This is a genomic window from Stutzerimonas stutzeri, from assembly GCF_024448955.1.
GTDB classification, from domain to species: domain Bacteria; phylum Pseudomonadota; class Gammaproteobacteria; order Pseudomonadales; family Pseudomonadaceae; genus Stutzerimonas; species Stutzerimonas stutzeri_AQ.
Genome location: NZ_JAMOIH010000002.1, coordinates 158,181 through 171,094 on the forward strand (window position 1 = coordinate 158,181; position 12,914 = coordinate 171,094).

12 protein-coding genes are annotated in these 12,914 nt (G+C 60.0%); 9 read left to right on the plus strand and 3 right to left on the minus strand.

All coding sequences use genetic code 11. The features are described from left to right. The first annotated feature begins 55 nt into the window (after window positions 1-55). The 3 genes from NA645_RS02725 to NA645_RS02735 all read left to right on the plus strand — a co-directional run bounded on the left by NA645_RS02725 (window position 56) and on the right by NA645_RS02735 (window position 1,481). Window positions 56-529, plus strand: a complete 474-nt coding sequence (locus tag NA645_RS02725) for a hemerythrin domain-containing protein (protein ID WP_256047398.1) — start codon at window positions 56-58, stop codon at window positions 527-529. 319 nt (window positions 530-848) lie between these two features. Next, the gene (locus NA645_RS02730; RefSeq protein ID WP_256047399.1) at window positions 849-1,235 is read left to right on the plus strand and encodes a hypothetical protein; all 387 of its coding nucleotides are present in this window, start codon (window positions 849-851) and stop codon (window positions 1,233-1,235) included. A 57-nt stretch (window positions 1,236-1,292) separates the two neighbouring features. Continuing rightward, window positions 1,293-1,481 carry a hypothetical protein gene (locus tag NA645_RS02735; protein ID WP_256047400.1) on the plus strand — a complete coding sequence of 63 codons (189 nt, stop codon included), beginning with the start codon at window positions 1,293-1,295 and terminating at the stop codon, window positions 1,479-1,481. Between the two features lie 31 nt (window positions 1,482-1,512). On the opposite strand, the gene NA645_RS02740 is transcribed toward NA645_RS02735, so the two are convergent. Continuing rightward, the gene (locus NA645_RS02740; RefSeq protein WP_256047401.1) at window positions 1,513-2,697 is read right to left on the minus strand and encodes an NAD(P)/FAD-dependent oxidoreductase; all 1,185 of its coding nucleotides are present in this window, start codon (window positions 2,695-2,697) and stop codon (window positions 1,513-1,515) included. Window positions 2,698-2,848: 151 nt separating this feature from the next. On the opposite strand from NA645_RS02740, the gene NA645_RS02745 reads away from it, so the two are divergent. Continuing rightward, a complete protein-coding gene (locus NA645_RS02745) occupies window positions 2,849-3,634 on the plus strand; it encodes a substrate-binding periplasmic protein (RefSeq protein WP_256047402.1) in 786 nt (261 codons plus the stop codon). On the opposite strand, the gene yccS is transcribed toward NA645_RS02745, so the two are convergent. Then, entirely contained in the window at window positions 3,598-5,784 is a 2,187-nt protein-coding gene (gene yccS / locus NA645_RS02750; RefSeq protein ID WP_256047403.1) for a YccS family putative transporter, read from the minus strand. The genes NA645_RS02745 and yccS overlap by 37 nt on opposite strands. Before the next feature lie 195 nt (window positions 5,785-5,979). Between yccS and NA645_RS02755 the strand changes: the two genes are divergently transcribed. Beyond that, window positions 5,980-7,461: a PhoX family protein gene (locus NA645_RS02755; protein WP_256047404.1), complete on the plus strand. Its 1,482-nt coding sequence runs from the start codon at window positions 5,980-5,982 to the stop codon at window positions 7,459-7,461. Window positions 7,462-7,526: 65 nt separating this feature from the next. On the opposite strand, the gene dbpA is transcribed toward NA645_RS02755, so the two are convergent. Beyond that, window positions 7,527-8,906, minus strand: coding sequence for an ATP-dependent RNA helicase DbpA (dbpA, locus tag NA645_RS02760; RefSeq protein ID WP_256047405.1), 1,380 nt, complete (start codon window positions 8,904-8,906; stop codon window positions 7,527-7,529). A gap of 183 nt (window positions 8,907-9,089) precedes the next feature. Here dbpA and NA645_RS02765 point away from each other — a divergent pair, with 183 nt between their 5' ends. The 4 genes from NA645_RS02765 (at window position 9,090) to NA645_RS02780 (ending at window position 12,899) form a co-directional block, all read left to right on the plus strand. Then, a complete protein-coding gene (locus NA645_RS02765; RefSeq protein ID WP_256047406.1) occupies window positions 9,090-9,599 on the plus strand; it encodes an ATP-dependent zinc protease in 510 nt (169 codons plus the stop codon). 640 nt (window positions 9,600-10,239) lie between these two features. Next, entirely contained in the window at window positions 10,240-10,503 is a 264-nt protein-coding gene (locus NA645_RS02770; protein ID WP_045163945.1) for a DUF4212 domain-containing protein, read from the plus strand. A 6-nt stretch (window positions 10,504-10,509) separates the two neighbouring features. After that, window positions 10,510-12,279: a sodium:solute symporter family protein gene (locus tag NA645_RS02775; RefSeq protein WP_256047407.1), complete on the plus strand. Its 1,770-nt coding sequence runs from the start codon at window positions 10,510-10,512 to the stop codon at window positions 12,277-12,279. Window positions 12,280-12,377: 98 nt separating this feature from the next. After that, entirely contained in the window at window positions 12,378-12,899 is a 522-nt protein-coding gene (locus NA645_RS02780; RefSeq protein WP_256047408.1) for a hypothetical protein, read from the plus strand. Window positions 12,900-12,914 lie beyond the last annotated feature (15 nt).

Here is a 12,914-nt window from a genome sequence, read left to right on the forward strand (position 1 = left end):
ACCGGACCAGAAGAGTCCGGGTGCAGCAAGCCGATTAAGTGATGAGGAATCCCACATGAATGCCATTGACCTGTTGATTGAAGACCACGAACGAGTGAAGGACATCCTGACGCGCCTGACCGAGAGCACAGAGCGTGCGGTAAAGACTCGTACCGATCTGCTGCAAAAACTTGAAATGGAAGTGACCATCCATACCCAGCTCGAAGAGCAGATTCTCTACCCGGCCTATAAGGAAGCGGGTGGAAAGGAAGAGTTGAAAATGTATCACGAGGCCAAGGAGGAGCATCGCGCGGTGGATTCTCTCGTGCTGCCTGATCTCAAGGTGACCGATCCAGGGAGCGTCGAGTTCTCAGGCCGCGCCAAAGTCTGCAAGGAGCTGCTCGAGCACCACATCGAGGAAGAGGAATCGGAAATGTTTCCCCAGGCGCGCGAGCTGTTCGACGAGGCCAGGCTGGAAGAGATGGGTAAGCAGATGAGCGAACTCAGAGACCGCCTGAAGAAGGAATTCGTTGCTAGCAAAGCGGCTTAATGCTTGCGGTACCGGGCGCAACGCCTCGGCACATTGTTCACGCCTAACCGGCGCGCAGCTAACTGTCGCGCCGGTTGACGTATCGGTTCGATAGCCAGTCCGAACGGCCTGCAGGGCATCGGCTGAGATCGATCAGAGCCTTTGTTTTATACGCCGGCGCGCTGGATATGCATGGCAGGACCGATACCGTTGAGCGGTTGACACCCGGTCTGCGGCGTAGTGTGGGCACTCTCCCCCTTGTGAAAGGTCAGTTTCAGAAGGATTGATTTGTCCTATCTCCGGCTTGTTAGTCGGCTTTCATCTTTCTGGAGGGTTATCCATGCGTCTTGCTTACTTGTCTGCCCCTGTTCTAGGTCTGCTGCTGGTCGGCTGCGGCCCGGATGAGGATCTTGAGCGCGAACAGACCCCGCCGCCGCCGGCAACCGAGCAGCCTGCGGCTCCTGCCACTACGCCGCCTGCTGCCACACCGCCGGCTACCGGAACTGGCGCTGGAACGGGCGCTGGAACGGGCGCAGGGCCGGGCACTACCGGAACTGGTACGGGCGCTGGCGCGGAAACCGGCACCGGCACCGGCGTCACAACTGGAACGGGTAATTCGGATGGCATGAACACCGCCCCGGCCGACAACGGCAGCGGTCTGGGGACCGAGTCGGGTGCCGGCACCGCGCCCAATCCCACCGGCACCGGTACGGGTGCGTCCCAGTAAGGTTTTAAATTCAACGGCGCCTCGCGAGCCTGGCGAGGCGCTCTCCTGGAGGTTTGGATGAAGTCGAAATATATCGCCGTCGCCGCTGCGCTACCTGTGGCGCTGATGCTGAGCGCCTGCTCGCCGGACGAAGAGCCGTCGGCAATGGATAACACCAGCGAAAATCAACAGGAATACCAGAACACGGCCACCGACCCGGCCGGGCCGCGCGAGATTTCGCCACCTTCGAATATGGCCAACGAATGACAGGGCTCGTACGCCGCGGCTGAGCGAGCCGCTACACGTACTGGGCCGCCGCGTAGCCGGATGCCCAGGCCCATTGGAAATTGAAACCGCCGAGATGGCCGGTGACATCCAGCACTTCACCCACGAAGTACAAGCCCGGTGCCTTCTGCGACTCCATGGTCTTCGACGACACCTCGCGCGTGTCGACGCCACCCAATGTCACCTCCGCGGTGCGATAGCCTTCGGTACCGGCCGGGACCAGTTGCCAGTTGCCGAGCTTTTCCGACACGTCTTCGAGCTCAGCCGGGCTGTACTGCTTCAGCGGTCTGGAAATGAACCAATGCTCGGCCAGCAGCCCCGCCATCTTGCGTGTGAACAGCTCGCCGAGCAGCGTTTTCAGCTCGGTGTTGGGGCGTTCACGGCGCTGTTCGGCCAGCCAGTCGACGAGGTTCAGGTGCGGCAACAGGTTGATTTCGATGACGTCGCCCGGCTGCCAGTACGAGGAAATCTGCAGAATCGCCGGCCCGGAAAGCCCGCGATGGGTGAACAGGATGTTTTCCTTGAAACTCTGGCCGTTGCAGCTGACCAGGCAATCCTCGACCGAGGTGCCCGACAGGGCTTCGCATATTCCCTTGAGCTGCGGTTCGGTGATGGTGAACGGCACCAGGCCGGCGCGAGTCGGCAACACGCTGTGGCCGAACTGACGTGCGATCTGATAACCGAAACCGCTGGCGCCGAGTGTCGGAATCGACAGCCCGCCCGTCGCGATCACCAACGACTGGCAGGCCAGTTCGCCGGCATCGCTTTGCAACCGATAGCCGTCCTCGTTGCGTTCGACCGACTGCACGCTCGTATTCAGGCGAAGGTCGACGCCCGCTTGTCGGCACTCCTCGAACAACATGTCGAGGATGTCGCTGGCCTTGTTGTCGCAAAACAGCTGGCCGAGTTTTTTCTCGTGATAGGGCACGCCATGACGGCTGACCATCTCGATGAAATCCCATTGGGTATAACGCGCCAGGGCGGATTTGCAGAAATGCGGATTGCCGGAGAGGAAGTTGGCCGGCTCGGTGTACATATTGGTGAAATTGCAGCGTCCGCCGCCGGACATGAGAATTTTCTTGCCGGCCTTGTTGGCATGGTCGAGCAGCAGAACGCGACGGCCGCGTGCCGCCGCCGTGAAAGCGCACATCAGTCCGGCAGCCCCCGCGCCAATTACCACCACATCCGTTTGCAACACCGCTCACCTCGACTCGAAAACGCGAGATGGTACTCCTGCCGCCGGGCTACTGCAGCCTGGGCTTGGGGCAGCCGACGAGACGAACATGGCAATCGGTTCACCTTGTGCTTTGCTATGAGTAATGGCGCTTCGCTATGAGGGCGAGAAGTCCATGAAACGTTCAAGCCGTCTTCTATGGTTGGCATTGCTGCTGGCGAGCACGTCCCTTCCGGCCGACGTGCTGCGTCTGGCTGGCAACACCTGGCCGCCTTATACGGATCGACGTCTGCTCGAGGATGGTTTGTCGGTCGAGCTCATCCGCACTGCGCTTGGCCGTGCGGGCTACCGGATCGAATACATCGAGGTGCCCTGGGAGCGCGCTCTGGTGGGGCTGAAGACTGGCAGCTACGACATGGTCAATGGTTGGCCGGCCCTCAACCGAGCCGGTTATGTGCGCCGCTCACAGCCTTTTTTGACCAATCGCATGCGTTGGGTGCAGCGACGCGACAGTGACATACGCTATGACGGCCTCGCCAGTCTTGCGGGTTATGCCGTTGCGCTGAGTCGCGGCTATGGCTATAGCGAGGAGCTGGAAAATGATTCGCGCTTGAACAAGGGGTACGCCGCGAATTTCGTGCAGGCGGCGAGGATGTTAGCCGTCGGGCGCGTCGATTTGACGCTGGAAGATGAGCGCACCGCCCTGTTCCATTTCCGTCGCGAACTGAAGCAGGTGAGCGACGCCTTGTCGTTCGTGCCGGGTGAATTCCGCCTGCGCGATCTGTCGCTGGCGGTACGCAACAGCCATCCGCAGCAGGCAGCGATCCTCGCAGCGTTCAATCGCGAGATCGCGGCGATGGAAAAAGAAGGCAGCTATGCGGCGATCTTTCTCCGCCATGGGCTGCCTGCGCCCGAAGCGTTGCCTCAGCCCCGAGCCGGGGATGCCTGGCGCACCAGGTGACTGGCCATACTGCGCAGCGGCGCCAGCTGGCGGCAGATCAGACCCAACTGGGTCTGCAGCAGCCGGTGTGCATCGTCCTGGTCCTCGGACGCCTGTTCGAGCTGTTGCGCGAGAGCTTCTTCCTCATCGCTGTAGACCGCTACTGGCTGATTGGTTTGCAGGGCCGTCGCGAGCTCGTCGAGGCTGCTCGCCAGCTGTTGCGCCGCACGTTCGAGCATGTCGTCGCGGGCATCGTCGGGCAGACTTTCGCGGTGTGCGCCCAGCCCTGACAGATAGTTGAGCAGCGTGTGGGAGAGAATCAGAAAGCGGAAGCCGGTCTCGGCATCCTTTCGGAAATGACCGGGCTCCAGCAGCATGTTCGACAGCGTGGTCGACAGGGCGGCATCGGCGTTGTGCGCGTTGCGTCGGGCCAGACGGTACGCCAGATCGTCGCGTTTGCCGCTCTCGTACTGGCGCATGATCTGCCGCAGGTAATCCGCGCTGCGGCTGAGGGTGTTGGCGACAACCTGGTTGAGACGACGGCCTTGCCAATCAGGAAGAATCAGGAACACCGCCGCCGCGGCGATCAGGCTGCCCAGCAGAGTATCGACCAGCCGCGGCCAGATCAGCCCGTAGCCGTCACCGACCTGGTTGAAGCAGAACAGCACCAGCAAGGTGATTGCGGCGGTCGCCAGGGTGTAGCGGCTGCTGCGCGTGGCGAAGAACACCACCCCGGCGACCACGGCGAAAAGCGCCTGGATCTGCTGGCTAGGGAACAGATCGAACAGCGCCCAGCCCACCACCAGCCCGAGCAGGGTGCCGGTCACACGTTGCACCAGCTTGATCCGTGTCGCGCCATAGTTCGGCTGGCAGACGAACACCGTCGTCAGCAGCACCCAATAACCCTGTTCCGGGTGGATCGCGTGCAGCACCGCGTAGCCGCACACCAGCGCCAGGCTCATGCGCAGGGCATGGCGGAACAACAGCGAGGTGGACGTCAGCTGCAAGCGGATGCGGGCAAGGGCGTCGCGTAGCGATTGCGGCTTGCGGTCCAGCAGGCTGCTGTCCTGTTCGCCTTCCAGAGCGTCGGGGTTGCTGGCGCTGGCGAGTTGGCGTTGCATCGTCGTCAGGTTGCTCGACAGCGCGCGCAGCGAACGCAACAGGCCGCGCCAGGCCGGATTGCTCTGCATCCGCAGGTGTTCCAGCGACGATTCCAGATCGCCGAGTGCCTGGGCATTGGCTTCGCTGTAGCGGAAGGGCTGACGCAGCTGAATGGCCTTGGCCAGTTCGGCGCAGGCGACGCCCTGCAGCCGCAGCAGCCTGCCGCAGCGGAACAACACATCGCTATGGAAAAAGGCTTCGGCCAGCGCCTGGTAGGGATAGTGCGAGGAGCTGACGCGCTCGTGCAGATCCTGGGCGAGGAAGTACAGCTTGAGGTAATGGCTGATCTTTACGCCGGGCCGACCGTTGCCGAGGCGATGCAGGAGCGTTTCCTTGGTGGCGTTGAGCGCGCTGACCACCCGCCCGTTCTGCTGCGCCAGTTGCAGTCGTCGTTCCTCCACATCGAGCTGGCGTAACGGCTCGAACAGCGTCGCCTTGAGTTTGAAATACTGCCCTAGCTCCCGATACAGCCTGGCCAGGCTTTGCTGCACCGGCTGGTGCGAGAACAGCGCATTCCAGAGGACCGACAGCAGGCCATACCATGTTGCCCCTGCAAGCAGCAGCAACGGATCGGTCCAGGGGTTGAGTGCGTCGCCGCCGCGCTGATCGGCAGCGATCATGCTGTAGATCGACAGGATCAGCGTCGCCTGGGCGATCGTCGCGTAGCGCTCACCCAGCGCGCCAAGCATCACCAGGGCGAATGCAGCGATGGCCATTCCACTGACAAAAAGCCATGGGAAGGGGAACAGCAACTTTACCGAGACGGCCGCAATGGCGAAGCACAACAAGGTGACCAGCAGTGCTGATAGCCGCCCCAGCCAACTGTCGTCAGTTTCCGCCAGGGCGCTGGCAATGATGCCGAGAAACAGTGGAATGGCTATCGAAGGCAGTCCGAGTTGCCAGCTCAGACTCATGCTGCTGGCCAGCGCGATCAATACGCGCAAGCTGTAGCCGAACTTATCCAAAGCCCAGATTCGGCGTAGTGAGTGACTTAGCGAAGGCGTACGCATAAGGAAAGATCCGGATCTGGATTTGGCAATGGGTGTTGGACGCCCGGATTGCCGGTGCGTCACGGTACGCTTAGCAAAGCTTATACCGTCCATCCGTCCCTCATCACCGGAACGCCATCGCCTGGTCATCGAACTGCCGCATTAGGCTGGCTTCATTCATGCGCTCCCTCCCATTCCTATAACAGAGGACATCGCATGAACCGTGAACATGATGCCAGCCGCCGCAGCCTGCTCAAGGGCAGCGCCATTACTGCCGCCGTCGTCGCCAGCACGCCATTCCTCGGCACGCTGGAAGCATTTGCCGCCCGTAATGCTCAGGGCCGCGGCGCTGGTCTGGTTCGTAGCAGTTACGGCCCAGTGCGGCCAGTCAAAGACCTGTCCACTGGCCTTGAGCTGCTTCAGCTGCCCGACGGTTTTCAGTACAAAAGCTTTTCCTGGACCGGCGACATGATGGAAAACGGCCAGCCCGTTCCTACCTCTCATGACGGCATGGGCGTTATCAGCGTGCGCCGTGGTCAGCATGGTCAGGAAATTGTGCTGGTCCGTAACCATGAAGCCAGCACCGGTCCGTTGATCGACGCCACCGGCATCTATGACGACGTCACGCTGTCCAATGGCCAGCGTCCAGCCGGCGGCACCACGAACCTCTACGTTTCCCGCGATATTGCGCAGCCTGTCCGTACGGTCCCGAGCCTGGGCGGAACCCGCACCAACTGTGCCGGTGGCGTCACCCCTTGGGGCACCTGGTTGTCCTGCGAAGAAACCACCGCCGACTATCGCAGTGTCGGTGGTCGCGCCCACGGCTATGTATTCGAAGTGACAGCCGACCCGGCGCTGACTACCGGCGAGCCGATTATCCAGATGGGTCGTTTCGCACACGAGGCGGTCGCTGTCGATCCGCGCAACAGCTACGTCTACTTGACCGAAGACTCACGCAACCGTTCTGGCTACTACCGCTACATCCCCAGCAATGCCAGCCAACAGCCGGGTTCACTCGCCGCGGGCGGCATCCTGCAGGCGGCACGTGTTCGAGATCGTGCTCTGGTCGATCTGCACGCGCCGAAGCAGGGCGACAGCTACCAGTTGGAGTGGGTTGAAGTCGCCTATCCAGACCTGGAACCGCAGCCGGAAGGTAGCGGCCCGTACGCCCAGGCACGTCGCGCCGGTGGTTTGAGCATGAGCCGCGGCGAAGGCATTTGGTACAGCGAAGGCAAGCTCTACATTGTTGATACCAGTGCTGGCACGGACAGCCAGGGCCGTGCGGGCTACGGAGAGGGCGCGGTGTGGATGCATGACCTGGCCACCGATCGCCTGACCTGTGTCTTCGCTTCCACGGACGCCGAGATCGCCAACAACCCCGACAACATCACGGTCAGCCCGCGCGGCGGCGTGCTGCTCTGTGAAGACGGCGGTGGCGCGCAGGACATGTACGGTTTCGGCGAGCGCCTGTTGGGCCTGACCACCGCCGGTGAAGCCTATGTTTTCGCCAAGAACAACGTGGTGTTCGATGACGTCCAGGCTGCTGCGGCCGGTAAGAACGTGTCAGGTGACGATTATCGCAGCCGTGAGTTCTGCGGCGCCTGCTTCGATCCGACCGGGCATTTCCTCTTCGTCAACATCCAGACCCCTGGCATCACGTTCGCCATCTGGGGCCCATGGGCGCGCGGGTCGTTGTAATAAAGGCAGCTGGAGGTCTAAAGCTGGAAGCTGGAAGTCAAAGCTGCTTGCTTCCGGCTTCCGGCTTAAAGCTGCCTCACCTTCAACGACCGCCCTTTGATCTTCCCGGCATTGAGACGATTCAACGCCTGTTTGGCGACGTCGCGCTCGACGGCGACGAACGCCTGGAAATCGAAGATCGCAATCTTGCCAACCTGGGTGCCGGGAATGCCCGCATCGCCGGTCAGCGCACCCAGAATGTCGCCGGGGCGCAATTTATCCTTGCGTCCCGCGCCGATGCAGAGCGTCACCATGGGAGGGCGTAGCAGCTCGCCAGGCTGCGCTTTCAGTTCGCTCAGCGGCTGCCAGTTGAGCGGCGCCTTCTGGCGTTCTTCGATTGCGCGGGCGCGATGGGCTTCGGCGGGGGCCACCAGGCTGATTGCGATCCCCTTTCTGCCGGCACGCCCGGTGCGCCCGACACGGTGAATGTGGATTTCCGAGTCGCGTGCCAGCTCGACGTTGATGACCATGTCCAGCGCGTCGATATCCAGGCCGCGCGCGGCGACATCGGTGGCCACCAGCACCGACAGACTGCGGTTGGCGAACATCGCCAGCACTTGGTCTCGATCGCGTTGTTCCAGATCCCCGTTGAGCGCCATGGCCGAGATGCCCTTGGCCGTGAGCTGGTCGACCAGTTCCTGGCACTGCTGCTTGGTAAAGCAGAAGGCGACACAAGTTTCCGGCCGGAAACTGGCGAGCACGCGCACCACCGCATCCATTCGGTCATCGGCGTCGATTTCGTAGAAGCGCTGTTCGATCTGTGAATCGTCATGCAGCGCCTCGGCCTTCACCTGCTGCGGGTCGCGCATGAAGGTAGCCGAAAGTTGCTTGATGCCCGAAGGGTAGGTCGCCGAGAACAGCAGCGTCTGCCGCTTGCCCGGCGTCTGCTCGATGATTTCCGCGATGGCATCGTAAAAGCCCATGTCGAGCATGCGATCGGCCTCGTCGAGCACCAGCGTGTTCAGGCCGTCGAGTTTTAGAGTGCCTTTTTTCAGGTGCTCCTGGATTCGCCCAGGGGTCCCGACGATGACATGTGCGCCGTGCTCCAGCGAGCCGATCTGCGGGCCGATGGAGACGCCGCCGCAGAGCGTGAGGATCTTGATGTTGTCCGCCGCGCGCGCCAGCCGGCGCAGTTCCTTGGCCACCTGATCGGCAAGCTCGCGGGTCGGGCAAAGCACTAAAGCCTGACAACCGAAATAGCGCGGATTGAGCGGTTCGAGCAGGGCGATGCCGAAGGCGGCGGTTTTGCCGCTGCCGGTCTTGGCCTGCGCGATAAGGTCCATGCCTTTGAGCATCACGGGCAGGCTCTGAGCCTGGATCGGCGTCATCTCGCTGTAGCCGAGGGCGTCGAGGTTGGCCAGCATGGCTGCGGAAAGAGGCAGGGAAGAAAATGCGGTACTGGGCACGGGGGAGGTCTTCGGCGGGGATCGGCCTGCAGTCTATCAGGGCCGCTGGCTCACGCGGAGATCAAGCGTGCCACCGAGGCGGCGCGCCATCGCGGCGAAACGTTTTGTAGGACAGGCAGACGGAACCCTACGGGTGTGGTGCCGATCGATACCTTGTCCATGATTCGTTCCAGGAGGTTGTTTTTGTCTCGCGTTATTTTCCTTGCAGGGCTGTTGGCGCTTCCGGCGTTCGCGGCCGACCCTACGCTTTACGGGCGTTACGAGCACATCAAGATTGAAGAAATCGGCAAGACCCTGCCGGCCAAGATGGACACCGGCGCCATGACCGCATCGCTGTCAGCGCGTGACATCGAGCAGTTCCAGCGTGACGGTGAGGACTGGGTGCGCTTCCGTCTGGCGGTCGATGGCGCCGATGACACTATTTATGAGCAGCCCCTGATCGGTATCAGCCAGATCAAAACGCGCGCAGAAGAAGGAAGTAAGGTCGATCCGAATAGCGAGCCGCCGCGAGCCGAGCGTCCGGTGATCGGCATGCAGCTATGCATCGGCGACCAGCTGCGCGAGGCCGAGGTGAATCTCACCGATCGCACCCACTTCAGTTATCCCTTGCTGATCGGTGCCGAAACCATCCGCGATCTGAACGCCGCGATCGATCCGGCCGATAAGTACACGGCGGGGCGACCGACCTGCTAAGGCGGATGCACAAGCATCTGATGGCGGATATGCGGAAGAACGAGTTGATGGGTATTTGCCAGGGAGCACGTTCTGAATTGCATTTATCCGCCTTTATTTTTTAAAGTTTAAAGTCAGAATAATCAGAGCTATGTCTTGCTGTGTTAGAAGGATGGATTATGTTTTTGATATAAGTTTGTTTGTTTCGTTTGATTAATGTGGCGCCTAATTAAGCGTCTGGATTCAACGCTTGTTAGGTTTTAAATTTCACGTATTGAAGTTCATGTCTGATTATTCATGCTTGCTTTGGATTGGATGTATCAAGAGCGGGAATGATTGGCGCGCTTTTATGTTCGATTAAGGTTGGTAGTTTCGAGCCGCCGGGGTGAGCGGGTGCTGTTCGCGTGGGCAAGGGGGGCTGGTTTATCCCCGGTCGTAGCGGGACATCGAGCGTCGGACAGTCACGTCGAGGATTGAACGCTATCGAGCGACAGCTTGTTCAGCTATGAAAGCGTGTACGGAATGCCGTAATTCAGCGGTTTAGATGGCATTCGGTAGCGTTCGTCAGACTAAAGTCGGGGCTTTCTTTTCAGAACCCATCCTTGCTAGATTCACGATGTGGTTCCTCTCACTCGTAATAAAAATAAGACGGAGAACGTCAATGGCCGACGCCGATAAAGAAAATGCTGCTGCGTACTGGAAGGCGAACGTTCGCCTCATAACATGGAGCCTTGTGGTTTGGGCTCTCGTCTCATATGGCTTTGCTATCCTCTTGCGCCCGTTGCTGTCCGGTATACCGGTCGGCGGAACAGATCTGGGGTTCTGGTTCGCTCAGCAAGGTTCCATCATTACGTTCATTTTGATCATCTTCCACTACGCGTGGCGGTTGAACAAACTGGACAAGGAATTTGGGGTCGAGGAGTAAGCCAGAATGAGTCAATATTGGATTAATATGTTGTTCGTGGGCGCATCCTTTCTCCTATATATAGGGATTGCGGTGTGGGCCCGCGCTGGGTCGACCAAAGAGTTCTATGTAGCTGGCGGTGGCGTCCATCCCGTAACAAACGGTATGGCGACAGCGGCTGACTGGATGTCTGCGGCTTCGTTCATTTCCATGGCGGGGATCATCGCGTCCGGTGGTTATGCCACTTCGGTCTATCTGATGGGCTGGACCGGCGGTTACGTGCTGCTGGCGATGCTGTTGGCACCCTACCTGCGTAAATTCGGCAAGTTCACCGTACCTGACTTCATCGGTGACCGTTTCTACAGCCGAGGCGCGCGCCTGGTTGCAGTTATCTGCCTGATTCTGATTTCGGTCACCTACGTAATCGGCCAGATGTCCGGTGCTGGTGTGGCCTTCTCCCGCTTCCTCGAAGTGAGCAACTCCGCCGGTATCTGGATTGCCGCCGCGATCGTGTTCGCCTACGCGGTATTCGGCGGCATGAAGGGCATCACTTACACCCAGGTGGCGCAGTACGTGGTGCTGATCATCGCGTACACCATTCCGGCCGTGTTCATCGCCATGCAACTGACTGGCAACCCGATCCCGATGTTCGGGATGTTCGGTACTCACGTCGAATCCGGCATGCCGCTGCTGGACAAGCTGGATACTGTCGTTCAGGACCTGGGCTTCGCTGCCTACACTGCTGATGTCGACAATAAGCTGAACATGTTCCTGTTCACCCTGTCGCTGATGATCGGTACCGCAGGTCTGCCGCACGTCATCATCCGCTTCTTCACCGTACCGAAAGTAGCTGATGCTCGCTGGTCGGCTGGCTGGACGCTGATCTTCATCGCCCTCTTGTACCTGACTGCTCCGGCCGTTGCGTCCATGGCTCGTCTGAACCTTGTCGATACCATCTATCCGGAAGGCCCGCAGGCTGAAGCGATTCAGTACGAAGCGCGTCCGGGCTGGATCCAGACGTGGGAACAAACCGGTCTGATCACCTGGGAAGACAAGAACAGCGATGGTCGTATCCAGATGTACAACGACACCAACGCTACCTTCGCCCCCACTGCCCAAGAGCGTGGTTGGAACGGTAACGAGCTGGTCGTCAACAACGACATCATCGTACTGGCCAACCCTGAAATCGCTAACCTGCCAGGTTGGGTCATCGGTTTGATCGCTGCGGGTGCCATCGCGGCGGCGCTGTCCACGGCTGCGGGCTTGTTGCTGGCCATTTCCTCGGCTATCAGTCATGACCTGATCAAGACGATCATCAATCCGAAGATCAGCGAGAAGAACGAGATGCTGGCAGCCCGCTTGTCCATGACGGCGGCTATCATCCTGGCAACCTGGCTAGGGCTGAATCCTCCAGGCTTCGCTGCACAGGTGGTGGCGCTAGCGTTCGGTCTTGCTGCAGCGAGCCTGTTCCCAGCGCTGATGATGGGGATCTTCTCCAAGCGCGTGAACAGCAAGGGTGCCGTTGCTGGCATGCTGGTTGGTGTGGTGAGCACCAGCGTGTACATCTTCCTGTACTTGGGCTGGTTCTTCATCCCTGGCACTGCGTCTTTCGCCAATACGCCTGACAACTGGATATTCGGCATCTCTCCGCAGGCCTTCGGCGCCATCGGAGCGATACTGAACTTCGCAGTTGCTTACGCTGTGTCTATGGCTACCGAGGCTCCGCCGCAGGAAATCCAGGATCTGGTGGAAAGCGTTCGTACTCCGAAAGGTGCTGGCGTTGCGCTTGATCACTAAGTAACGATTCGACCAGAAGTTGGGTTAGAAACTGGCCCATGGTTGAGATATAAGTCGGGCTTCCATTTGGAAGCCCGACTTTTTTAAGGAAGATTCATATGATCTGGCATCTAATCGCTGCAATTGTCGCCGCAGTGGCGGGTGCGGGGGTCGCGTTGCTGCTGCGCAGCCTGACTCGTAAACGACTACCGAAGTGGATCATCCCGGCGTTCGCCGGTCTGGGCATGCTCGGCTACACCATCCATTACGAATACACCTGGTTCGATACCAAGCAAGCGCGTCTGCCGCAGGGCTCGGTTGTGGTATCGAGCGAAGAGGGCGAGATGTTCTGGCGCCCCTGGACCATCAAGTTTCCGATGCCACTGGTCTATACGGTACTCGATGGCGCGAACGCGCAGATCGAAGAGACCAGCAAGGGTCCCGTCGCCCGTTTCACCCTGTATCGCTTTGAAAAGCATCATCTGATGTCCACGGTGAAAAGCGCGAATTACCAGGCGCTTTGCACCGAGAAGGTAATGTTCCGGCTGAACGAGGAAGGTCAGGCGAAGTTTGAAACCATGACCGAACTGGACGTGGCTGCGCCGCTTTACCAGGCCGTTTGCACAGCCGATCATTCTTGATCACTCCATGCCAGC